The organism is Mesorhizobium sp. M0239 (assembly GCF_040321815.1).
Lineage (GTDB): Bacteria > Pseudomonadota > Alphaproteobacteria > Rhizobiales > Rhizobiaceae > Mesorhizobium.
This window is the reverse complement of record NZ_JAMYSG010000013.1, coordinates 170,430-194,601: the sequence shown is the minus strand read 5'-3', so window position 1 is coordinate 194,601 and position 24,172 is coordinate 170,430. Positions and strand designations below refer to the sequence as shown.

The following is a 24,172-nucleotide window of genomic DNA, read 5'->3' as shown; positions in this document are numbered from 1 at the left end:
TCTATTCGGCGGCTTTCGGAAAGGCGATATCCGGCTCGGCTCCGGTATCCTGCCCCTGCGCATCGGTCGAGGAAATCTCGCCCTTGCCACGCCGGAACAGCCGGCTGAACCAACCGCGCCGTGCGCCCGGCTTGACCTTGGCGCGGGTGAACACGCTCAGCATCGACGGCGTCACCACCAGCGTCAGCACGGTGGCGAAGGACAGGCCGAAGACGATCGCCGAGGACAGCGAAATCCACCATTGCGTCGACGGCGCGTTGATCGTCGTCTCGTGATGGAAGATTTCCAACCCGAGGCCGAAGGCGATCGGCAGCACGCCGAGAATGGCCGAAACAGCCGTCAGCACCACCGGACGGGCGCGCTCGCGGCAAGTCTGCAGCACCGCCTCGACCTTGTCCCAGCCTTCTTCACGCAGCCGGTCATAGGTGTCGATCAGCACGATGTTGTTGTTCACCACCACGCCGGCCAGAGCGATGACGCCGATGCCCGACATGACGATGCCGAACGTCTCGCCTGTTATCAGCAGGCCGAGGAACACGCCGATCGTCGCCATGACCACGCAGGACAGCACCAGCCAGACGCTGGTGAACTTGTTGAACTGCGCCAAGAGCACCAGGAAGATCAGGAAGATCGCCGCCCCGAAGGCCTTGCTAAGAAAGGCGCTGGCTTCGGCGCTGTCCTCGTTCGAGCCGGCCAGCTTCCAGCGGATGCCGCTGCCGAGATCCATGTCGGAGACGGCTTTGGTGACCTGCTCCTGCACAGCCGCGACCTGAGCGCCGGCGGCGACGTTGGCCTGGACGACCACCGTACGCGCGCCGTCGATGCGGTTGAGGATGCCGACCGTCGGCTCGGGCTTGCGCACGACGAAGTTCGAGATCGGCACCGAGCCTTGTGAGGTCTGCACCCTGAGTTCGTCGAGCGTCGACAGCGTGCGCCGGTCTTCGGGCAGCCGCAGCCTTATGTCGACCGCGTCGTCGGCTCCGGCAGGCCGGTATTCCGAGAGCTTCAGCCCGTTGGTCACCAGTTGCACCACCGTCCCGACCGAGGTTGGGCTGATGCCGTACTGCGCCGCCTTGGCACGGTCGACCTCGAGCGCCCAGTCGACACCGGGCGGCGGCAGGCCGTCGGAAATATCAATGACGCCGGGCACCTTGCCGATGCGCGCCGCAACCTCACGGGCCTTGTCGTCGAGCCCCTTGGGGTCGACGGCCGAAAGCCTGATCTGGATCGGCTTGCCGGTCGGCGGACCGGCTTCCGGCACGCGCACCTCGACATCGACGCCGGGAATGCCGGCCATGACGCCGCGCAGATCGTTCAGGATGTGGTTCGCCGCCTTGCGCTCGCGCCAGTCGATGAATTCGTACTGGATGACGCCGACGACGTCTTCGGGGATATCCTGGCCGCCGCCTTGCGTCTTGCCGACGCGGGTGTAGACCGACTTCACGCCCGGCCAGCCGAGCAGCCTGTCTTCCGCGATCTTGGTCGCGGTATCCATTTCGGCCAGCGAAAGATTGCCGCGCGCATGCACGTAGAGCAGGCCGTAATCCGGTTCGACATTCGGGAAGAACTCGACGCCGGCGCCGTATTTCGAATAGGCAAAGCCGACGCCGAACAAGAGCGCGACGGTCAGCACCAGCACGGTGATGGGGAAGCGCACCGCCTGCTTGACGATCGCCATGTACCAGCCGTCGCGATTGTCATCCTCATGATGCGGCGGCGCCTTGGCGAAGATCGCACCCAGCGTCGGCGCGAAGACAAGCGCATAGAGCATCGAGGCCGATAGCGTGACGATCAGCGTGATCGGCATGTACTTCATGAAGTCGCCGATGATGCCCGGCCAGAACAGCAGCGGTGAGAAGGCGGCGATGCGCGTCATCGTCGCGGCGATGACCGGACCGGCCATGCGCTTGGCTGCGAGCGCGAAGGCTTCCTCCTTCGGCATGCCTTCGCTCATCCGCCGTTCGGCGAACTCGGTGACGATGATGGCGTCGTCGACCAGCATGCCGACGGCCAGGATCAGGCTGAACAGCACGATCATGTTGATCGTGTAGCCCATCATCGCCAGCAGCAGGATGCCGATCAGGAAGGACGACGGAATCGCAAGCCCGATGAGCAGCGAGGCGCGGCCGGACAGCGCGTAGAGGATGACGATGAACACCAGGATGACGGCGATCATCACATGGTTCTGCAGATCGCCGAGCAGCTGGTTGACGAAGACCGACTTGTCCTGCGTGTAGGTGACGTTCATGCCCTCGGGCATCGACTTGACGAACTCGTCGGACACCGTCCGCACCTTGGCGATGGTGTCGATCAGGTTGGAGCCGATGCGCTTCTTGACTTCGATGGCGATGGCCGGCTTGCCGTTGAGGCGGGTCACCGTTTCGGCATCCTTGAAGGTCGAGCGGATCGTCGCGATGTCCTTGGCCTGCACCACGGCATTGGGGCCGGCGACCACCGGCAGTGCGGCGACGTCCTCCGGCGTTTCGATCAGCGACGGCACCTTGACGGCGTATTTGCCCTCCGAGCCTTCGATGTTGCCGGCGGCGACCAGGCTGTTGGAGTTGCCGACCGCACCGATCAACTGATCGAGCTGCAATCCATAGGAAGACAGCTTCATCGGATCGATGACGACCTCGACGAGATCGTCGCGCGCACCCTGCAGCGAGCCTTCGAGAACACCGGGAACCTCCTCGATACGGTCGCGTAGTTCGCGCGCGGCGGCGGTCAGCACGCGTTCGGGCAGATTTCCCGAGAGCGTGACGACGAGCACGGGAAATTCGGAAATGTTGACTTCGGTAACGACGGGTTCTTCCGCCGCCTGCGGCAGGTCGGCCTTGGCGTCCTGCACCTTGCTGCGCGTGTCCTGCAGCGCGGTGGCCAGATTGGTCTGCGGCTGGAATTCGACCAGCACGTAGCCGCCGCCCTGGAAGGCGGCCGAACGCATCTCCTTGAGGCCCTTCAGGCTTTTCAGCTTGCTTTCCATCGGCCGCAGCAGAAGCCGCTCCGAATCCTCGGGCGAAATGCCCTGATAGATCAGGCTGACATACATCATCGGAATCGGAACGTCGGGCTCCGCTTCCTTTGGCGTCGCCTGATAGGCGACCCAGCCCGCCAGCAGAAGGAAGACGAGGACCGAAATGGTCAGGCGGGCATTGTTGATTGCGAGTCTGACGATATCCATGGCTAACGCCTGTTCTTGAATTTCCACGAGCTGCGTCGCAGCCGATTGTCCCCGCCCAGGGCTAGTCCGTCGCGACTTGTGCTACGCTACTGGGTGCCGGTCGTCGCCTCGCCGAGCAGCTTCTTGATGATCGCCTGGTCGGCCTCGACCGGATTGACCAGATCGCCTTCCTTCACCAGTTCCTGGCCGGCGACGATGATGCGGGCGTCGGCCGGTATGCCGCCGAGGACGAGGCCGGTCGGCGTGTCGTCAACGAGGTCGATCGGGAAGAACGCCACCTTGTTGTCCTTGCCGACGGCACGGATGCCGAGGTCGCCCTTGTCGCCGAGCGTCACAACCGAGCGCGGCAGCAGCACCGCGTCGGTCGGCTGTGCGTTGAGCGCGATTTCCGCCGTCATGCCGGCCGGCACGGAGCCGTCGGCATTGGGGACGGCAACCTCGACGCGGAAGGTGCGGGTCGCCGACGAGGCGTCGCGGCTGATGTAGCGCACGGTGCCTTCGACCGTCTGGCCGCTGACCAGCCGTATGGTGGCCTTGTCGCCGAGCTTGAGATAGCCGAGATCGCGCTCGCTGACTTCGCCACGGGCAATCACCGGATCGAGCTTGAGGATGGTTGCCACCTCGCCGCCTTGCATGACGGAACTGCCAAGTTCCACCGGCACCCGGTCGATAACGCCGTCGAAAGGCGCCTTCACCTCGTTGCGGTCGAGTTCGGCCTGTGCCGTTTCCAGCAGCGACTGCGCCGAGGTCAGGTTCGAGCGCGCGGTGTCGAGCTGCAGCTTCGGCAGATTGCCGGTCTTCATCAGCCGCAAGGCTGCGTCCAGCTCGGCCTGGCGCTGCACCACCAACTGCTTGGCGTTGTCGACCATCGAGATCTTTTCTTCCGCCGCAAGCATCAGCACCAGATCCCCCGTCTTGACGTGATCGCCTTGCTTGACAGGTAGCTTGTCGATGACACCGGCGACGCGCGTCGCCAGCACCGCCCGCTTGTCGGCTTCGGTCAGCCCGGAAATGCGGATGGCGCGTGCATAGGTCTTGCGAGGCGGTGTCACCACCGCGACCGTGCGCAGCGGTGCCTTCGGCTCGGCTTCCGCCGTCTTCGGCTTGCTCGCGTCCGGCGCCTTGGCCTGTTCGGCTTCGGCTGCTTTGGCTTTGTTGGCGGCTACGCTGCCGACCGACGAAAACTCGCCTGTCGCCATCCACGCCGCGAAACCAATGAGCACAACAACGGCTGCAAGCTTGTGAAACCTGATTCTCATCGTCGTTTTTTCCACTGCGGGTTCGGCCAGCGTCCTCATAACGCGGGCGCGTCGCCGATATGGGTGCGCGCCGAGCCGTGTTCAATTTGCCGTGATCGGCGAAGCGCGCTTCTACATCAAAGTTGCACCGCAATATAGTCTGAAAGTTGCAAGATCATTGCGCCGGCGGACAAGATGCGCCGGCCGCTGCCCAGTTTTCGATCGCTTGATAGGTTGCTTCGGCGGAGCCCGGGGCTGGTTCACGACCCGATCCTGGCGCCCAGCCCCAGGCGACCAATCTGTCGTCGCGAACATGCAGCGCGATATCCTTCAAGCTACGGTTGCCGTTGCGCAGGGGATCCTTGATCTGGGCGCAGATTTCGGCCGAGGATTTGCCGAACCAGGCCATCTCGGCTGGCGCCAGATGCCAGTTCTCGGCCCCGGGCGGACCGTGCAATGCCTTGGAATTGCTGGCGAAATGGCAAGTCGTGCAGCGCAGGCCCGGATTGCCGAAGCCCGACCCGTCAGCACCCCGCTGGACATTGAAGGCGTGAACGCGCGTACCGCCGTAATGCGCACCCGACCAGCGCGGCCGCTCGTCCGCGACATGACAGTCGGCGCAGCGCGGATGCGAGAACACCGCATAGACCTTGTCCCATTCGGACAGGCCTTTCGCCGCGTCGACGGTCGCCGGCGCCGGCATCTGGCTCTCTTGCGCGATCGCAAACGGCGCTGCGAGCACGAGCATGGCAGCAGGCGTCAGCATGATGAGGAGCTTCTTCATGCGAAGGCCACCGTTTTCGACAGCGGCAGCGTGCGGACGCGCTTTCCGGTGAGCGCGAAGATGGCGTTGGCGAGCGCCGGAGCCGCCGGCGGTGTGCCGACCTCGCCGACGCCGCCCATCTTGTGGAAGTTTTCCAGGATGGCGACTTCGAAGACCGGGCACTGGAAGATCCGCATGGCGTCGAAATCGTGGAAGTTCGACTGTTCGACCATCCCGTCGGCGAAGGCGATTTCCTGACCCATAGCTGCGGAGAGTCCGTAGATGGCGGCCGAAATCAGCTGCGCCTCGATGATGCCGGGATCGAGCGCGGTGCCGACATCGGCGGCGATCCACACCTTCTCGATGCGGATGCCGGCCGGCGTGTCCGCCACCTGGACGATCTCGCCGACCCAACTGCCGAAGGACAGCGTGAAGGCGATACCCCTGGCCTTGCCGGCGGGCAGCGCCTCGCCCCATTTCGCCATCGCGGCGACTTTCTCCACCACCTTCACCGCCGAGGGATAAGCGGCCATCAGTCTCTTGCGCATCTCGACCGGATCGATTTTTCCGGCAATGGCGATCTCGTCCATGAAACCCTCATGGAAGAAGCCGTTGACCGAACTGCCGACCGAGCGCCAGGAGCCGACAGGGATGGAGACCGGCGCCGCGATACCGCTGACCCGGTAGTTCGGAATGGTGTAGGGCTGGTCATAGGCACCGTCGACGATGCTCTTGTCGGGACCGAGCGGCGATATCGAAGGAAACAGCCGGCGCAGCATGCCGGCAATCACCGATGGCGAGGCCATCCTCATGTCGACGGCGACCGGCATGCCATCGTCGCCGAGCCGCGCCTGGAACTTGCCGATAGCGGCCGGCCGGTAGGCGTCGTGGCGCATGTCTTCTTCACGCGTCCAGGTCACCTTGATCGGGCGCCCGCCCGTCTCCTTCGCCATCAGCGCGGCGCACAGCGCGTAGTCAACCTCGACGCGCCGGCCGAAACCGCCGCCCATGAAGGTGGTGTGCACAGTGATCTTGTCCTGCTCGATGCCGACCGCGTTGGCGCAAAGCTGCCGCACCAGGGTCGGCGCCTGGTTGCCGCACCAGATGTCGAGCGCGCCGTCCCTGAGCTGCGCCGTGGCGTTCATCGGCTCCATCGTCGCATGCGCCAGATAGGGCACCGCATAGTCGGCCTCGACGATCCTTTCACGCGGCGCGTCGGCAAAGGCGGTGTCGACGTCGCCATTGTCGCGCATCACCGACCCCTTGGTGCCGAGCGCCTGCTTCAGGACATCTGAAATAGCGGCGCTGCTGAGCGGGTATTCGGGATCGGACCACTGGGCATCGATCGCCTCGGCCGCCTTGAATGCCGCCCATGTGTTGTCGGCGATGATGCCGAAGCCATGGCCGTAATTCGTCTCCAGCGGCACGATCTTGATCACACCGGGCATTTTCTCGGCTTTCGAGAGGTCCGCCTTGATCGGCGCCGACCAGAAGCGCGGGCTCATCTTGACCGTGCCGTAGACCATGTCCGGCAGCCTGACATCGATGCCGAAGATCGGCGCCCCGGTCACCTTGGCCAGCATGTCGATGCGCTTTTGCGGCTTTCCCAGCAGTTTCCAGTCGGCCCGGTCCTTGAGCCTGACTTCGGCCGGCGGCGCCATCGCGGCGGCGGCCGCGGCGACCGCGCCATAGGTCAGCGACTTGCCGGACGCTTTGTGCAGGATCGAACCGTCGGCCGTTTCCAGATCGGCGGCGGCGACACCGAGTTTTTGCGCCGCAGCCGCGATCAGCATCTGCCGGGCGACTGCACCCGCTTGCCGCATCTTGTCAAAACCGTCGCGTGTCGAAGCCGAACCACCGGTGCCCTGCAGGGCAAGGAACTTGCCGACCACACCGAGACCCGAGCGCACCGCCTGCGCGGTCATGCTCTCGTCGAAGAAGGCGAACGGACCGCCCTCTTCGAGGATCGCGGCGTTGTAATAGGCATGGGAGGCGGGGCCGTGCTCGACCTTGACCCGGTCGAGGCTCACATTGAGTTCTTCGGCGACCATGACGGCGAGCGTCGTCGAAATGCCTTGCCCCATCTCGGCCCGCGGCGCGACGATGGTGATGGTGTTGTCGGCGCCGATCTTCACATAGGGGTTGAAGGTCGCCTCGCCCTTGCCGAGCTCGGCCTCGAGCGGGTTCGGAAAAGGCTTGCGATAATAGTAGTAGCCGACGGCAACGCCGCCCGCGACGGCGGCAGCGCCGATCAGAAACGTGCGGCGGGCGATCTTTCCGACACTGGCCATGGTCAGAGCCCCGCCGTCTTGAGCGCCGCGGCCTTCTTGATGGCCGAGCGTATCTTCGGATAGGTGCCGCAGCGGCAGAGATTGCCACCCATGGCGTTGTCGATGTCGGCATCGCTCGGGTCGGCGACCTCGTCGAGCAGCGCCACCGCGCTCATGATCTGGCCGGCCTGGCAGTAGCCGCATTGCGCGACCTGTTCCTCCAGCCATGCCTGCTGCACCGGATGCAGTCCGCCTGCTGTGCCGATGCCTTCGATGGTCGTGACAGCTCCACTGACCTGCCCAACCGGGAGTGAGCAGGAACGCACCGGCTGACCGTCCACATGCACCGTGCAGGCGCCGCAGGCGGCGATGCCGCAGCCGAATTTCGGCCCGGTCTTGCCAATGAGATCGCGCAACGCCCACAGCAGCGGCATGTCAGGATCGGCATCGATATCGAAAGACTGACCGTCGACGGTAAGGCGCATGGGGATACCCTTTGTTGTCGTCCACTGCCAAGGGCGAAGCGTCCCCTCGGCCGTTTGGCCCAATACAGATTGACAAATTTCGTCATTTTGTCAAATAGGATTTTGCAGGATAGAATTGCTCCATGAACCAGATCGAAGACATCGCCGCCACAGATCCCAAACGCGTCCGTATCCTGGATGGCGCGATGAAGGTGTTTTTGGCCTATGGCTTCACCCGCACCACCATGGACGACATCGCCCGCGCCGCAGACATGTCGCGCCCGGCGCTCTATCTCTTGTTCAAGAACAAGACCGACATTTTCCGCGCCATCGCCATGATGATCCTGTCGCGCTCGGTCGAGGCGGCAAAGATTGCCCTATCCGGCGATGGCCCTTTCACCGAGCGCATGATGCGGGCCATCGATGAGGCATTCATCTCGATGATGGGCGCGGTCGTTGCCTCGCCGCACGGCGCCGAATTGCTGGATATGAAATCGAGCCTTGGCGATCTGGTCGGCTGCTGGCGCGGCGGGCTTGGCGAACATATTGCCGCCGCGATCCAGGGGGAGGCAGCCAGGAACGGCGTCGACCTGGCGGCCAGGGGCCTGTCGGCGCAACTGCTCACCGACATGCTGCTCGACGGGCTGGAAGGCATGAAGGCGCGGATCAGAGATCCGGAGGGACAGCGGCAGGCGGCCGCTGCCCTGATCAGGGTGATCGACCTCGCCTTGAAAGCTCGATGAAACCAGCTGTATCGGGTTTCAGTTCAGGCCCGACGGCGAACCACCTCCGGATTTTTGCGCACAGCGAGGAATTCCTTGACCCGCCGGCCGGGTGCCGGACCGCGCACCGGCTTGAAGCCGTCATCGAGTTCGCCGGAGAGATCGAGCGTCGGTCGCTTGCCGACGGCGTCGTAATTCTCTTCCAGCCAGTCGCTGGCGGCTGTGCGGCCGAGGTCTCTGAGATACGTCAGGAACGCCCATTCGGCATTGACCTTTGATGACGCCGACAGGTCCTTGAACGCCTCGTCGGCATCGATGCGGTGCATGCGGATGTCGCGATATTCGCCATGCGGCAGACGGCCGGCGGCGATCAGTTCCTTGACGAAGGCGATCGAGCGGAATTCTCGCAGCAGCCCGGCGTTGAAGGTGATCTCGTCGATGCGGTTCTGGATCTCGTTGGCGCTCCTTGGCGTTCCCTCCCGCACCACCGGATTGATCTGCACCAGGAGCACATCCTCGGTCGCCGCGGTCTTGAAGAACGGATAGAGCGCCGGGTTGCCGCCATAGCCGCCGTCCCAGTAGGGCACGCCCTTGATCTCGACGGCGCGGAACAATTGCGGCAGACAGGCCGAAGCCATCACCACGTCGAGGTCGATCTCGCCGTCGGAAAAAACGCGCAACTGTCCGGTCTCGACATTGGTCGCCGAGATGAACAGTTCCATCGACTTGCAGGCGCGGACATTGTCGAAATCGATCTCCTGCTCCACCACGTCGCGCAGCGGGTTAAGGCCGAGCGGATTGGCGACGTAGGGCGAGAACACCCGCGACATGGTGTCGAAGAAGACATAGCCAGGCGTATTCTCGATCGACCAGTTGCCCCAGGCGACATCCCACGGCATGCGCTGCACTGGGCTGAACCGGCCCTTGGCCGCCACCGCGCGCCAGAAATCCTCAAGTTTTTGCCGCGCTCCCTCGACACCGCCGCGCACATATCCGTCGGCCAGCGCCACCGCGTTCATGGCGCCGGCGCTGGTGCCGGACACTGCTGATATCTCCAGCCGTCCGTCCTCCAGCAGGCGGTCGAGCACACCCCAGGAAAAGGCCCCGTGCGAGCCGCCGCCCTGAAGCGCGATGTTGATCGTCTTCTTCGTCTCCTCCGCCTTGCCGTTTTTGGTCATGGCGTCGTCCTTGGTGCGTTTTGGGTAGATGAGAAGATTTCGCGCCTCACGCGGCGGTCCAGCCGCCATCTACCGAGAGATGCGTGCCGTTGATCTGCGCTGCCGCGTCCGAGCACAGGAACACCGCCGCTGCCGCGATCTGCTCTACCGTGACGAATTCCTTGGTCGGCTGCTTGTCCAGCATGACCTCACGGATGACGGTCTCGCGGTCCATCTGATGGGCTTTCATCTGATCGGGGATCTGCGCCTCGACCAGCGGCGTCAGCACATAGCCCGGGCAGATGGCATTGCAGGTGATTTTTTCGCGCGCCAGTTCGAGCGCGACGGTCTTCGTCAATCCCATGATGCCGTGCTTGGCCGAGACATAGGCCGACTTGAACGGCGACGCGACCAGGCCGTGTGCCGAGGCGATGTTGACGATCCGCCCGCCGCCGGCATTTTTCATCAGCGGAATGGCGGCTGCAATGGTGTGGAATGCCGACGACAGGTTGATGGCGATGATGGCGTCCCATTTCTCGATCGGGAACTCTTCCACCGGCGCGACATGCTGGATGCCGGCATTGTTGACCAGGATATCGACCGAACCGAATGTTTCGGCCGCCTTGGCGACAAGCGCCCGGCATTCCGCCGGTTTCGACATATCGGCCTTGATGTAGGCGGTCTTCACTCCATACTGTTTGGCAATCGCGTCGGCCATGGCGTGGTCGGCGGTCGTGTCGGAGAAAGAGTTGACGACGACGTTGCGGCCTTCGGCCGCCAGCGCCTGGGCGATGGCCAGGCCAATGCCCGATGTGGAGCCGGTGATGACTGCGGTTTTTCTGGCGGCCAAGGGCGGAATCCTCTGGTTACGGCAAGAATGCATCTATGTTGCAGTGCAGCATATATGCTCAATACGACGCAATAACAGCGGCCAGATTTGTGGGCGAGATGAAATTTTCGTCATAAGCGGCCACACGGCCGCTCACCAGGAGGATATCGTTTGGATCGCCGGTCGCTCGCCAGGCGCCGATAAGCCTCAGGCAGCCAGCTCCGGCACAGGCCCGACATAGCGCGACTGCGGGCGGATCAGCCGCCCGATCGTCTGCTGCTCGCGCGCATGCGCGATCCAGCCGGCGACGCGCCCGGTGGCAAAGACATTGCTGAAAGCTTGTGGCGGAAAGCCCGCCGCCTCCAGCAGCAGCGCGGTGTAGAACTCGACATTGGTCTGCAGCGAGCGCGACGGCTTGGCGATCCGCAGCACGTCGAGCGCTACCTGTTCCACTGTCTCCGCGAATGCCAGCCGGCGGCCGGTTTCGCCCTCGCCGCCGAGTTGCCGCACGACGGACTTCAGCACATCGGCGCGCGGATCGCGCACGCGGTAGATGCGGTGGCCGAAGCCCATGATGCGCCTGCCGTGCGCGATCTCGTCGCGAAGCCAGCCGGCGGCATCGCCATGCGCCTGGATCGCATCCAGCATCTCGATCACCGGACCGGGCGCCCCGCCATGCAGCGGCCCCTTGAGTGCGCCGAGCCCGGCCAGCACGGAGGATGTCAGGCCGGCCTGCGTCGAGGCCACCACGCGCGTCGCAAAGGTCGATGCGTTGAGGCCGTGGTCGCAGACGGTCACCAGATAGGTGTCGAGCGCCTTCGCCAGCGCCGGCGAGGCGACGCTGCCGTTCAGCATCCTCAACATGTCGGCGGCATGATCGGCCCGGCTGTCCGGCGCGATCGGCTCCTCGCCGCGCTGCAGGCGCAGCAGGGCCGGCGTCAGCACGGCGGGCGCTGCGATGAGCAGCAAGGCGTTCGTCGATGTGTCGCCGTCCGGCAGCAGCGCCATGCCGGCGCGCATGGCGCTGTAGACATCGAGCGACGCCAGCCGGGGCAACGAGGGTAAAAGCCGTTCGAACACCTCAGCACGTGCCTGGCCCAGCTCACCCGTCAGCTTCGCGTCGGCGGGAAGGTCGTCGAAGAAGCCGTCGAGCAGCAGGCGCATCACCTGAGCATAGTCCCAGCGGCCGGCCAGCTCGGGCAGCGAATGACCTCGGATCGTCAGCCGGCCGCCAAGACCATCCACATCGGAAAGCACGGTTTCCGCCGCCACCACGTCATCGAGCCCATTCGCCATAGCCTGTCTCCTTGAAGCATTTCCAGATCGGAGATAGAGATGGGCAACGTTTCCATCAATCTTGATCAATAGAATCAATATTTGGGTTCGATATGTCGGAGTGGTTGTCCAGAGAAGAAGCGCTGGAGAGGCTCAAGGTGCGGGCGCAGACGCTGTACGCCTATGTCAGCCGTGGGCGCATCGGCATGCGGCCCGACCGCGCCGATCCGCGCCGCAGCCAGTATCGTGCCGACGATATAGAAGCGCTGGCAACGCGGAGGGCGCGCGGACGGAGCCCATCAGCCATCGCTGAAAGCGCCATTGCCTGGGGCGAGCCCTCGATCGCAACGGCGATCTCGACCGTCTCGCACGGTCGGCTCATCTATCGCGGGCAGGACGCCGCGGTGCTCTCCGGGCACGCCACACTGGAAGAAGCCGCCGCCGTTCTCTGGGCTCTGCCGGAACCGGTGGCTTTCGAAGCACCATTGCCGGACGCACCCCATCAAGCTGGCCGGGCTGCGGCCTTTGCGCGACTTGCCGTGCTTGCCGGCCAGGGGCGCCCATCGCTTGGGCGCAGCGCCGCCTCGCTGCATGCCGACGCCGCGCACACGGTCGGCGTGCTGGCCGCCGCGCTGGGCGCACCGGCGGGGCCGGATCCGGTCCATCAGCGGCTTGCGCAGGACTGGTCGGTGGATGCCGGCGGCGCAGATGCGATCCGCCGCGCGCTTGTCCTGCTTGCCGATCATGAGCTGAATGCATCGACCTTCGCCGCGCGCGTCGCAGCCTCCACCGGCGCGCCGCTGGCCGCTTGCCTGCTGGCGGGGCTCGCGACGCTGTCAGGCCCTCGCCATGGCGGCGCCGGCGAGGCGGTGATGCAACTGGCCGAGGATGCTGCGCGGCATGGCGCCGATGCGGCGATTCGGCGCTGGCTCAGCCATGACCGGCCGCTGCCGGGGTTCGGTCATCAGCTCTATCCCGACGGCGACCCCCGAGGGGCAGCGCTTCTGTCGGTGATCGAGGTTGACGGCACACTATCGTCGCTGCGCGACGCTGCCTTTGCGGCGACCGGCGCGCTTCCCAACATCGACTTTGGGCTGGCCGCGCTGACGCGCAGTCTTGGCTTGCCGCGCGATACGCCGTTCCGCCTGTTTGCGCTCGCACGCAGCGTCGGCTGGGCAGCGCACACGGTCGAACAGATAACAGGCGGAGGCCTTATCCGGCCGCGCGGCCGCTACGAGGGAATACTGCCGTAAGATCGCGAGAGCGCCAGGCGCTCACGACATCGTGTCGAGTTTGCGCTGCATGGCCGCGATCTGGTCCTTCAGCTCCTGAAGGTCGTCGGGCTTGTCAGCCGTTTCCTTCCTGGCCGGCTCGGGCGTTGGCGCAGCCGCCGGCGTAGAGCCAGCGGGCGGGAACGGCGTGAACAGCCGCATCGCATTCTGGAACATTTCCATGTTGCGGCGTGTCTGTTCCTCCAGCGCCTTGATCGGCGTAGTGATCTTCATCATGTCGAGCGGCGACTTGCCGATCGCCCCCTTCATCTGCTCGCGAAAGCGCTCCTGCTCCTTGGAAAAGGCGAGCATCGACTGTTCGAGGAAGCTCGGCACGATCATCTGCATCTGGTCGCCGTAATAAGCGATGAGCTGGCGCAGGAACGGGATCGGCAGCATGTTTTGCCCGTCCTTGTTCTCCAGTTCGAAGATGATCTGGGTCAGCACCGGATGCGTGATGTCGTCGCCGGTCTTGGCGTCCTGGACGGTGAACTCCTCGCCCTTCTTGACCATCTCGGCGAGGTCCTCGAGCGTCACATAGGTGCTGGTGCCGGTGTTGTAGAGGCGGCGATTGGCGTATTTCTTGATGATGATCGGATCGTCTTTAGCGGCCATCTACATCCTCCCGGGGACACCGGCGCGCCTCTGAGCAAGCCGCCGATAACGATTGTGCCTTTTTTTTGAGGATATGCGCAAAAGCTTCACAATTCCAAGCAGTTTGTGCAGTGCGGGATCACTAAATGCTGCATAGCAGGCAAAATATGCTGCGCAGCAATGGACGAATGGCCGCCATGGCAAGGCACGACCTGCTTGCGGCGCATGGGCGCCCTGCCTATTTCCGGTTTGACTTGGGGTTGGGAAAGGGCAAGAAAAGTCCCTAACGACAGAACGACACCCTTGAAGTCTGGAGAAGAAAATGTCCGCTTCCATCGTCATTGCCAGCGCGGCGCGCACGCCGGTCGGCTCCTTCAACGGCGCCTTTGCCGCCACCCCGGCGCATGAGCTCGGTGCCGTTGTCATCAGGGAATTGCTGTCACGTGCCGGTGTCGAACCAGGCGAGGTCGACGAGGTCATCCTCGGCCAGGTGCTGACCGCCGCGCAAGGCCAGAACCCGGCCCGCCAGGCATCGATCAATGCTGGCTTGCCCAAGGAAACCACAGCCTGGGGCCTCAATCAGGTTTGCGGCTCGGGCCTGCGTGCCATTGCGCTCGGCATGCAGCAGATCGCCACCGGCGATGCCAAGGTCATCGTCGCCGGCGGCCAGGAATCGATGTCGCTTTCGACCCATGCCCAGCACCTGCGCGCCGGCGTCAAGATGGGCGACTTCAAGTTGATCGACACCATGATCAAGGACGGGCTGTGGGATGCCTTCAACGGTTATCACATGGGCAACACCGCCGAAAACGTGGCACGTCAGTTCCAGATCACCCGCGAAGACCAGGATCAGTTTGCGCTGGCTTCGCAGAACAAGGCCGAGGCCGCGCAAAAGGCCGGCAAGTTCAAGGACGAGATCGTCGCCGTCACACTCAAGGGCAAGAAGGGCGACACCATTGTCGACCAGGACGAATACATCCGCCATGGCGCCACGCTCGACGCCATGACCAAGCTGAAGCCGGCCTTTGACAAGGACGGCACGGTGACCGCCGCCAACGCCTCCGGCATCAATGACGGTGCCGCCGGCGCGCTGCTGATGAGCGAGGCGGAAGCGGTGAGGCGCGGCATCACCCCGCTGGCACGCATCGTGTCCTGGGCAACCGCCGGCGTCGATCCGCAGATCATGGGCACCGGCCCGATCCCAGCATCGCGCAAGGCCTTGGAAAAGGCCGGCTGGTCGGTCGGCGATCTCGACCTGGTCGAGGCCAACGAGGCCTTTGCCGCGCAGGCCTGCGCCGTCAACAAGGACATGGGCTGGGACCCCTCGATCGTCAACGTCAATGGCGGCGCCATCGCCATCGGCCACCCGATCGGTGCTTCCGGCGCCCGTGTCTTCAACACGCTGGTCTTCGAGATGCGCCGGCGCGGCGCCAAGAAGGGTCTCGCTACCCTGTGCATCGGCGGCGGCATGGGCGTCGCCATGTGTATCGAAGCACTCTGAAGAACTCACTAACCGGGCGGCGCGAGCCGCCCGTTCTGTATCCAGTGCCTGCCAAGCCCGACAACAGGGCGGTATCAAAAAAAGGGGAAATGCATGACCAAGGTAGCAATCGTCACAGGCGGATCGCGCGGCATCGGGGCGGCGATCTCGATCGCATTGAAGACCGTCGGCTATTCGGTTGCCGCGAACTACGCCGGCAATGACGCCGCAGCGGCGAAATTCAAGGCCGAGACCGGCATTCCGGTCTACAAATGGTCGGTCGCCGACTATGATTCCTGCGCGGCCGGCATCAAGCAGGTCGAGGCCGATCTCGGCCCGGTCTCGGTGCTGGTCAACAATGCCGGCATCACCCGCGACGCCATGTTCCACAAGATCACGCGCGAGCAGTGGAAAGAGGTCATCGACACCAACCTGTCCGGCGTCTTCAACATGACGCATCCGCTGTGGAGCGGCATGCGCGACCGCAAGTTCGGCCGCGTCATCACCATCTCGTCGATCAACGGCCAGAAAGGCCAGGCCGGCCAGGTCAACTATTCCGCCGCGAAGGCTGGCGACATCGGTTTCAGCAAAGCCCTCGCTCAAGAGGGAGCCCGCGCGGGCATCACCGTCAACGTCATCTGCCCTGGCTACATCGCCACCGAGATGGTCAAGGCGATCGACGAGAGGGTGCTCAACGACCGCATCATCCCGCAAATCCCCGTCGGTCGCCTCGGCGAACCGGAAGAGATCGCGCGCTGCGTAGTCTTCCTCGCATCCGAAGATGCCGGCTTCATCACCGGCTCGACCATCACGGCCAACGGTGGCCAATACTTCGCCTGACGACGTGGCGATGTAGGAGATCGACGGGCCGGCACACCGGCCCGTTTCCGGCACGGTCCCTTTGACGTGCTCGCGACCGTAGCTGACCCAATTCGGCACGCGAAGGTTAACAGCCGGCAGCAGCCCTGTGCAAAAGCTCCCTGGCAACCTGTGGATTCTCGGTGGATAAACTGTTCACAACACAAGATATTGAGGTGAACAAATCGGGAAAATTACGCCATCGCCGATTCGTCGCCGATTCGTTCCGGCTATGAGCTGAACGTTAACGACGACAGCCGGAATCGCCTGCCCAACTGCTTAACGCAGGTTAAGAAAGATCAACAATTTCATAATGTTGGTCGAGGCGCGCCAAGCCACTGATTGTTTCCAGGCAAAGGTTAACGGCAACGCCCTCTTAGCATCAAACGGGCCAGTTCAGCGATTCAGCATGTGGTGCGACTCGCGGTCGCGAAATCCACATGTAGCCGTGAACAAAAGCTGAATCTGCAGGAGTCACTGATTCGTCGCCGATTCGTTCCAGACTCGTTCTATCCGTTAATCCGCAGCCGATTGAAAGCTTGACAAAACCACCTTCTCGCCGCCGACGGAACATTCCGCTTTCGCTTCGCGCCCGAAATCCCTATGTGTCGCCTGTCATACGCGCCATTTGAGGCACGCTCCCGACAACCAGAGGCCAAGAAGCCTTATTTCCAGGTCCCAGAAGCCTTATTCTAGGTTGATGAACATCCAGCCCAAACACACCGAGCCGCTGATCCTGTCGGGCCGCGACGTGACCGCCGTGCTCGGGCCGACCAACACCGGCAAGACCCATCTCGCAATCGAGCGCATGGTGGCGCATGAGAGTGGTATCATCGGCCTGCCGCTCAGGCTGCTGGCGCGCGAGGTCTACGCCCGTGTCTGCGAAAAGGTCGGCGCCCACAAAGTGGCGCTGATCACCGGCGAGGAAAAGATCCAGCCGCCGGGCGCCAGATATTCGGTCTGCACTGTCGAGGCCATGCCGCGCGAGACCGACGCCGCCTTCGTCGCCATCGACGAAGTGCAGCTCGCCGGCGACCTCGAGCGTGGCCACATCTTCACCGACCGCATCCTGCATCTGCGCGGCCGCCAGGAAACGCTGCTGCTCGGTGCAGCCACCATGCATGGCATTCTGCAGCGCCTGCTGAGGGGTGTCTCGGTGGTGACGCGGCCGAGGCTGTCGCATCTTGCCTATGCCGGCTCCAAGAAGCTGACCCGCCTGCCGCGGCGCACGGCGATCGTCGCCTTCTCGGCCGACGAGGTCTACGCCATCGCCGAGCTGATCCGCCGCCAGCAGGGCGGTGCCGCCGTTGTGCTCGGCGCGCTCTCGCCGCGCACCCGCAACGCCCAGGTGGCGCTGTTCCAGTCCGGCGATGTCGATTATCTCATCGCCACCGATGCCATCGGCATGGGTCTCAACCTCGATCTCGACCACGTCGCCTTCGCCCAGAACCGCAAGTTCGACGGCTTCCAGTATCGCAACCTGACCGCGGCCGAGCTCGGCCAGATCGCCGGCCGCGCCGGCCGGCATCTGCGTGACGGTACGTTCGGTGTCACCGGCCAGGTCGACCCGCTGGACGAAGAGCTGATCAAGAAGATCGAAGGCCACGATTTCGATCCGGTGAAGGTGCTGCAGTGGCGCACCGCGCATTTCGACTTTGCCAGCCTCGACGCGCTGAAGCGCTCGATCGAGACCAACGCCCCCGTCGAGGGACTGACGCGGGCATTGCCTGCCGTCGATGCACAGGCGCTCGAGCATCTATCGCGCGACGAGGACATTCGCGCACTCACCACCAATGCCAAGCGCGTGGCGCTGCTGTGGGAAGCCTGCGCGCTGCCCGACTACCGCAGGATCGCGCCGGCGCAGCATGCCGACCTCATCGCTTCCATTTACACGGACCTCGCACGCTACGGCCATGTCGACGAGAATTACATGGCCGAGCAGGTGCGCCGCGCCGATACCACCGAGGGCGATATCGACACGCTGTCGCATCGCATTGCCCAGATCCGCACCTGGACATTCGTGTCGAACCGGCCCGGCTGGCTGGCCGATCAGGCACACTGGCAGGAAAAGACGCGCGAAATCGAAGACAGATTGTCGGATGCGCTGCATGAGCGGTTGACGAAACGCTTCGTAGACCGCAGGACTTCCGTCCTCATGCGGCGCCTTAGAGAAAATACCATGCCCGAAGCCGAAATTAGTCCTACCGGAACCGTCCTTGTCGAAGGCCACCATGTCGGCGAGTTGCAAGGGTTCCGCTTCACCGCCGACCAGACCGCCGGCGGCGAAGACGCCAAGGCGGTGCGCACCGCCGCCCAGAAGGCGCTGGCCGCCGAGTTCGAAGCGCGCGCCGAACGCTTCGGCGCCTCGGCCAATGGCGACATCGCGCTTGGCTCGGATGGTACGCTGCGCTGGATCGGCGCGCCGATCGGCACGCTGGTATCAGGCGAAGACGCGCTGAAGCCGCGCCTGGTGCTGCTGGCCGACGAACAGCTGACCGGCCCGGCGCGCGACAAGGTCGCCGCGCGTGCAGAGCGATTCGTCAATTTCCAGATCGAGTCGCTGCTGAAGCCGCTGGTCGACCTCAGGAACGCCGACCAGATTTCTGGCATCGGCCGCGGCATCGCCTTCCAGCTGGTCGAGAATTTCGGCCTCATCAACCGCCGCGACATCGCCGAGGAGATGAAGTCGCTCGACCAGGAAGGCCGCGCCGCCCTTCGCCGGCTTGGCGTGCGCTTCGGCGCCTACCATGTCTTCGTGCCGGCGCTGATCAAGCCGGCGCCTGCCGGGCTGGTGACATTGCTGTGGGCGCTGAAGAACGACGGCAAGGACAAGCCGGGCTTTGGCGACGTGGTCCATGCGCTCGCCTCGGGTCGCACCTCGGTGGTGATCGACCCTGCTTTCGACAAGACGTTCTACAAGCTTGCCGGCTACCGCAATCTCGGCCGTCGCGCCGTGCGCATCGACATACTGGAACGGCTGGCGGATCTGATCCGTCCGGCGACCAACTGGAAGCCCGGCCTCGGTCAGCGCCCGGACGGCGCCTATGACGGCCAGTCCTTCATGGTGACGCCGCCGATGATGTCGATCCTCGGCGCCACCGCCGACGACATGGAAGAAATCCTCAAGGGTCTCGGCTATCGTGCCGAGCCGAAGCCGGCCGTCGAGGTCAAGGCGCGGCTCGAAGCACAGGACAATGCCGCGCGCGAAGCGGCGGTGGCGAAGCTTGCGACGGAAGAAGCTGCACGAGCCGAGCAGGCCGAAGCGGCGGAAGCCGCGGCAACGGATGCCGCAGCAGAGGCAGCAATCGAAGGGTCGGAGCCGGCATCGGACGCAGTGGCCGTTTCGGAAACCGCGGCCGAAATTCCCGCCGAAATCACCCCCGACGCCGCGGCTGAACCTGCTGCGCCTGCCGTGGAAGAACAGGCGGACGCTCCTGTCGAAACCGTGCAAGACGAAGCGCCTGTAGCCGAGGCTGCGCCCGACGTCGCCGAACCGGCGCCGATTGAACCGCAGGCAGAGACTGAGACTGCCGAGATCGAAGTTGCAGCGGCAGAAGAAGCCGCAACGGCCGAGTTGGTGTCAAATGCCGCGCCGGCAACGGACGCCGCGCCGGACGAACCTGTGGCGGTGACTGAAGCAGCCGCTGGCGAACCCGCTCCGGAAGCCGAAGCGCCAAAACCCATCCTGTTGTGGCGTCAGGGCCGGTTCGAACAGCGTCCGCGCAACCGCGACGACAACCGAAGGAACAATCGCCCACGCAACGGACAAGCGCGCGGTCGAAGCGATGCACCCGTGGATACCGCCGGCGCACCGGCCGTAGCTGCACCCGGAGAACGGCCTGCCCATGAAGGCCGGCGCGATGGAGCCGGCAAGCCGCGCTTCGACCGCTCGAAATTCAAACCCAAGCCGCAGGCCGAAGGCGAACAGCGGCGTGACGGCAGGCCGCAAGGCGAGCGTCCCGACCGCCGTGAGGGCCGTCCCGACTGGAAGGGTGGCAGGCCGGATGCCAAAGGTGGTCCGCAAGGCGGCAAGCCGGCCTTCCAGCCCAAGCCGCGCGAGGAGCGCCCGGTGCGCTTCGACCCGGATTCGCCCTTCGCCAAGCTCGCCGCATTGCGCGACCAGTTGAAGAAGTAGAACCCGGCTCGCTTCGATGGTTGCCGAAGGCCGCCAGCGCATCGACAAATGGCTGTTCTTCTCACGCGCCGTGAAATCGCGCTCGCTGGCGGCAAAACTGGTCGTCGCCGGCCGCGTCCGCATCAATCGCGACAAAGCAGCGCAGGCCTCCGATCAGGTCAAGCCAGGCGACGTCCTGACCATCACGCTCGAGCGCCGCATCTTCATCTGGAAGGTGCTCGGCGCCGGTACGCGGCGCGGCCCGGCCGAGGAGGCCCGTACGCTTTACGAGGACATGTCGCCACCGCCCGCACCGAAGGGCGAAGCCCCTCCCGATGCAATTCCGGGGCTGCGCGAGGCCGGCAGCGGCCGCCCGACCAAGAAGGAACGTCGCCAGACCGACCGATTGCTCGGCGAAGACTGATGCCTGGCGTCCAAAAACACGCAGCGGTTTTGGGACAACGGCACGCCTGAGGCGAGAACTGAGCCCGGCAAACAGACGCTCTGCGGGACATGACTGACTTCCGCCGGGCCTTCAGTCTGGAATTCCATTCCGGAAACACCGGCACCGTCCGCAATGGCTACCCTTGCAAGCGGTCGACAAAGGCGTTACCTGACGGAAAAAGCCCAACAAAATGGGACGTCCCGGAGCCGACCGATGACCTATGTCGTGACCGACAATTGCATCAAATGCAAATACATGGACTGCATCGAAGTCTGTCCGGTCGACTGTTTCTACGAAGGCGAGAACATGCTCGTCATCCATCCCGACGAGTGCATCGACTGCGGCGTTTGCGAGCCGGAATGCCCGGCCGACGCGATCAAGCCTGACACCGAACCCGGCCTCGACAAATGGCTGCAGGTCAACACCGAATACGCCGACAAATGGCCCAACATCACCGCCAAGAAGGAACCGCCGGCCGACGCCAAATCCTTCGACGGCGAGGCCGGCAAGTTCGAGAAATACTTCTCGGCAGAGCCCGGCGAAGGCGATTGACAACACGGCCGCAAAGGCCGGTATTACGCTGGGTAAGAGGCACGTCGCATTAACCGGCTTGACAGGCGGCGCTGGCCTGTGGCCTTCGCTTGTGCAGCAAAACCTTGATTCTTCCGACTTTTTGTGTTACATCAGCGAAACATGCCGGTGACACAACGTCGATTTATGGCGCAGACGCCCCAAATCACTGAAAGGTGAAAATCCCATTCGGACCAGAGCGATCTGGGCCAGGCGGTCGCAATGTCGCGTTTGCCGGTCCGGCTTTTCCGATGGGTTCATCTGTTGTGCGGCTAACGATCGGCTTCCCCGATCGCGCGAGTTCGGACCGGCAGGACGCCGGTGCCACAACAAGGAGTTCAGGGCGTAATGGCAACGATCACCCCGCAGAAGAAGTCCACCGCTGCGCGTCACGGTTTCAAGACCGGCGAGTACATCGTCTACCCGGCGCACGGCGTCGGCCAGATCGTCTCGATCGACGAGCAGGAAGTTGCTGGACACAAGCTGGAACTGTTCGTCATCGACTTTTCGAAGGACAAGATGCGCCTGAAGGTGCCGGTCGCCAAGGCGACCTCCATCGGCATGCGCAAGCTGTCGGAAGAGGATTATGTCGAGCGCGCGCTGAAGGTCGTGCAGGGCCGCGCCCGCGTCAAGCGCACCATGTGGTCGCGCCGTGCCCAGGAATATGATGCGAAGATCAATTCGGGCGACCTGATCTCGATCTCGGAAGTCGTGCGCGACCTCTACCGTGCCGACAACCAGCCGGAGCAGTCCTATTCCGAGCGCCAGCTCTATGAGGCGGCGCTCGACCGCATGGCCCGCGAGATCGCGGCCGTCAACCGCATGTCGGAAACCGAAGCCGTGCGCTTGATCGAGGTCAACCTCAACAAGGGCCCTAAGCGTGGCGCCAAGGCTGACAACGAAGAGGCCGAGCAGGAAGAAGCTGCCTGATCCTTCTCGCCTTTGATTCGAGAGATCCTGCCTGAAACGATTGGAGGCTCCGGTTTGACCGGGGCCTCTTTTGCTTTCGGGCGGCGGCTTCGATGTTGATGATGTACTGCGCACCAGCGTGCTGCATCGCGGCTTGCTGGCGCGCTCCGGGCCGTCCAGCGCGCGTTTTCGGTTAACGTTTGTCCCCACTTGTCGCCTTGCCAGCAAAGCAGACCGCAGCAATGGTTTCGCGCAATTCCTCGTCGGCGATCGGCTTGTGCAGGATGCGGCTGCCGCTGGCGCTGATCTCCTTGAGGCGCGAAGGCGAGGTATCGCCGGTGATGATGATGGTCGGGACAACGCGGCCGATATGGGCGTGAAGCGCACGGATCGCGTCGGTGCCGGTGGTATCATTCTCGAGACGGTAGTCTGCGATGATCAGGTCGACCGGCGCATCGCCGGCAGCCAGCGCCGCCGCATGGGCCTTCCGCGCCTCTCCGGCGGAGCGGCCGGGATAGACACGATGTCCCTCCAGGCTGAGCAAGCGCACCATGGCATCGAGAACATCGCCCTCGTCCTCGACCACGATGATGCCCGCGGCACTGCTGACCGGCGATGTCGTGTCGACCGCTAAGCGAGCTTGCACCGCGCCGGCCTTCGCGACGGTGATGGAAAACAGGGAACCGCGTCCGGATGTCGAAGCCAATTTCAGGGGGTGCCCCAACAGTTCGGCGGTGCGGCGAACGATGGCGAGCCCGAGTCCCAGGCCTTGCGTGCGGTCCCGCGCCGGGTTCTGCAACTGCACGAACTCCTCGAAGACCATCCCCTGCTGATCGGCGGGGATGCCGGGGCCGCTGTCCAGGACCTGTATCTCCACACATGCGCCGCGCCGGCGACAGCCCAGCAGGACACCACCTTGCTTGGTGTAGCGAAAGGCATTCGACACCAGGTTGTTGAGAATGCGCTTCAGCATCATCGGGTCGCTGTCGACGTAGAGGCCGCTGTCGACCACGCGCCACCTAAGTCCGCGCTGTTTCGCCTCGGCGGCGAATTCATTGCGAAGATCACCAAAGAGGTCGCGCAGCGGCACCGCCTCGCTCGCGACCGTGACGATGCCCGCATCGAGCCGGGAGATATCGAGCAAAGCGTTGAGCAGCCCACTGAAGTTGCTGACAACCGATTTCGCTCGGCTGGCCAGGTCGCGCGCCTCGCCGGAGGGTACGTCGCCGCGCTGCCCCAAAACGGCAAGCGTCGAGACCAGCAGGCTCAGGGCATGGATCGGTTGGCGCAGATCGTGACTCGCCGCCGCCAGAAAACGCGTCTTGGCACGGTCGGCGGTTTGCGCCCTGTCGCGTTCCTCTTGCAGATGCTCGACCAGCGTTTCGTTCTCCAATCGCAGGCTGACGGTTTCGCGCAGCATGCGGTAGGTGATACGGCAGTAGTAGAAATTGATCGCCACCAGCGATGCGAGCAGGAACAGGAAGGCGCCGGAAATATCGCTTTGGGTGGTCAGGCAGCGAAGAGCGACCGGCACCACCGTTGCCAGGATGGAACCAACCAGCGCCGGTGGAAAGGCCGACAGAGACGGCACCGTGCCGCAGACGAGACCAGTCAGGACAATGACCGTGAAGGACAGCACGATCGGCGCCTCGGGCATGAAGCCGACCCAGCCAAGCACACCCCACAGAAGGCCCGACATGCAGGAAAACGCCGTAGCCAGCCATGCCCAGCGCAAGATCGAGTGGCGATCCCGGGCGCGGCTGAAAAACCGGCGCGACGCCAGCACCCGGATAGCCGTCAGCAGATACAGCGCCGCTAGCCAGCCGATCAGCCAATTGGTGGAAACGGCCGTTCTCAGCACATAGACCGCCGCCATCTAGATCACGATGTTGGAGATGACCACGCCGTAGGAATTGCGATACAGGAGTTCGATCAGGGCCTGGCGTATCTTGTCTTCCTGCATCGAAGCCCTCCAATTGCCCCAAGTATTCTCCGGGCGGTCTTCCCCGGTACCGTTGATCTACCGGCAACC

18 protein-coding genes are annotated in these 24,172 nt (G+C 64.0%); 8 read left to right on the top strand and 10 right to left on the bottom strand.

Annotated features, from left to right (window positions below):
• Position 1 precedes the first annotated feature (1 nt).
• From NKI99_RS16160 to NKI99_RS16140, 5 genes are all read right to left on the bottom strand, one after another.
• Positions 2-3,181 (bottom strand): efflux RND transporter permease subunit, encoded by a 3,180-nt coding sequence (locus tag NKI99_RS16160; protein ID WP_352611416.1) that lies wholly within the window; start codon positions 3,179-3,181, stop codon positions 2-4.
• An 86-nt stretch (positions 3,182-3,267) separates the two neighbouring features.
• Entirely contained in the window at positions 3,268-4,440 is a 1,173-nt protein-coding gene (locus NKI99_RS16155) for an efflux RND transporter periplasmic adaptor subunit (protein ID WP_031213157.1), read from the bottom strand.
• 154 nt (positions 4,441-4,594) lie between these two features.
• Complete coding sequence (locus NKI99_RS16150; protein WP_128305530.1) at positions 4,595-5,203, bottom strand: hypothetical protein; 609 nt, start codon at positions 5,201-5,203, stop codon at positions 4,595-4,597.
• Entirely contained in the window at positions 5,200-7,473 is a 2,274-nt protein-coding gene (locus tag NKI99_RS16145; RefSeq protein WP_352611415.1) for a xanthine dehydrogenase family protein molybdopterin-binding subunit, read from the bottom strand. Before NKI99_RS16145 ends, NKI99_RS16150 begins: the two co-directional genes overlap by 4 nt.
• A gap of 2 nt (positions 7,474-7,475) precedes the next feature.
• The gene (locus NKI99_RS16140; protein ID WP_013529191.1) at positions 7,476-7,937 is read right to left on the bottom strand and encodes a (2Fe-2S)-binding protein; all 462 of its coding nucleotides are present in this window, start codon (positions 7,935-7,937) and stop codon (positions 7,476-7,478) included.
• Between the two features lie 122 nt (positions 7,938-8,059).
• Between NKI99_RS16140 and NKI99_RS16135 the strand changes: the two genes are divergently transcribed.
• Positions 8,060-8,659, top strand: a complete 600-nt coding sequence (locus NKI99_RS16135; protein WP_023810908.1) for a TetR/AcrR family transcriptional regulator — start codon at positions 8,060-8,062, stop codon at positions 8,657-8,659.
• A 23-nt stretch (positions 8,660-8,682) separates the two neighbouring features.
• Here the strand turns inward: NKI99_RS16135 and NKI99_RS16130 are convergent, their stop codons facing one another.
• The 3 genes from NKI99_RS16130 to NKI99_RS16120 all read right to left on the bottom strand — a co-directional run bounded on the left by NKI99_RS16130 (position 8,683) and on the right by NKI99_RS16120 (position 11,920).
• A complete protein-coding gene (locus NKI99_RS16130; RefSeq protein WP_031213140.1) occupies positions 8,683-9,816 on the bottom strand; it encodes a patatin-like phospholipase family protein in 1,134 nt (377 codons plus the stop codon).
• 46 nt (positions 9,817-9,862) lie between these two features.
• Entirely contained in the window at positions 9,863-10,678 is an 816-nt protein-coding gene (locus NKI99_RS16125) for a 3-hydroxybutyrate dehydrogenase (RefSeq protein WP_031213135.1), read from the bottom strand.
• A 153-nt stretch (positions 10,679-10,831) separates the two neighbouring features.
• Positions 10,832-11,920 carry a citrate synthase/methylcitrate synthase gene (locus NKI99_RS16120; protein WP_352611414.1) on the bottom strand — a complete coding sequence of 363 codons (1,089 nt, stop codon included), beginning with the start codon at positions 11,918-11,920 and terminating at the stop codon, positions 10,832-10,834.
• A 92-nt stretch (positions 11,921-12,012) separates the two neighbouring features.
• Here NKI99_RS16120 and NKI99_RS16115 point away from each other — a divergent pair, with 92 nt between their 5' ends.
• Positions 12,013-13,152, top strand: a complete 1,140-nt coding sequence (locus NKI99_RS16115) for a citrate/2-methylcitrate synthase (protein WP_352611413.1) — start codon at positions 12,013-12,015, stop codon at positions 13,150-13,152.
• Positions 13,153-13,173: 21 nt separating this feature from the next.
• Here the strand turns inward: NKI99_RS16115 and phaR are convergent, their stop codons facing one another.
• A complete protein-coding gene (gene phaR, locus NKI99_RS16110) occupies positions 13,174-13,785 on the bottom strand; it encodes a polyhydroxyalkanoate synthesis repressor PhaR (RefSeq protein ID WP_128305522.1) in 612 nt (203 codons plus the stop codon).
• 301 nt (positions 13,786-14,086) lie between these two features.
• Between phaR and NKI99_RS16105 the strand changes: the two genes are divergently transcribed.
• The 6 genes from NKI99_RS16105 (at position 14,087) to NKI99_RS16080 (ending at position 22,161) form a co-directional block, all read left to right on the top strand.
• Positions 14,087-15,265 (top strand): acetyl-CoA C-acetyltransferase, encoded by a 1,179-nt coding sequence (locus NKI99_RS16105; RefSeq protein WP_128305521.1) that lies wholly within the window; start codon positions 14,087-14,089, stop codon positions 15,263-15,265.
• A gap of 93 nt (positions 15,266-15,358) precedes the next feature.
• On the top strand, positions 15,359-16,084 hold the full coding sequence (gene phbB, locus NKI99_RS16100; protein WP_023814310.1) for an acetoacetyl-CoA reductase: 726 nt from the start codon (positions 15,359-15,361) through the stop codon (positions 16,082-16,084).
• Between the two features lie 718 nt (positions 16,085-16,802).
• Complete coding sequence (locus NKI99_RS16095) at positions 16,803-20,237, top strand: helicase-related protein (RefSeq protein WP_128305520.1); 3,435 nt, start codon at positions 16,803-16,805, stop codon at positions 20,235-20,237.
• Positions 20,238-20,253: 16 nt separating this feature from the next.
• The gene (locus NKI99_RS16090; RefSeq protein ID WP_127297242.1) at positions 20,254-20,640 is read left to right on the top strand and encodes an RNA-binding S4 domain-containing protein; all 387 of its coding nucleotides are present in this window, start codon (positions 20,254-20,256) and stop codon (positions 20,638-20,640) included.
• A gap of 234 nt (positions 20,641-20,874) precedes the next feature.
• Positions 20,875-21,213 (top strand): ferredoxin FdxA, encoded by a 339-nt coding sequence (fdxA, locus tag NKI99_RS16085; RefSeq protein WP_023699302.1) that lies wholly within the window; start codon positions 20,875-20,877, stop codon positions 21,211-21,213.
• Positions 21,214-21,579: 366 nt separating this feature from the next.
• Entirely contained in the window at positions 21,580-22,161 is a 582-nt protein-coding gene (locus tag NKI99_RS16080) for a CarD family transcriptional regulator (RefSeq protein WP_013529179.1), read from the top strand.
• 172 nt (positions 22,162-22,333) lie between these two features.
• Here the strand turns inward: NKI99_RS16080 and NKI99_RS16075 are convergent, their stop codons facing one another.
• Positions 22,334-24,016 carry a hybrid sensor histidine kinase/response regulator gene (locus NKI99_RS16075; protein ID WP_352611412.1) on the bottom strand — a complete coding sequence of 561 codons (1,683 nt, stop codon included), beginning with the start codon at positions 24,014-24,016 and terminating at the stop codon, positions 22,334-22,336.
• Between the last annotated feature and the right edge of the window lie 156 nt (positions 24,017-24,172).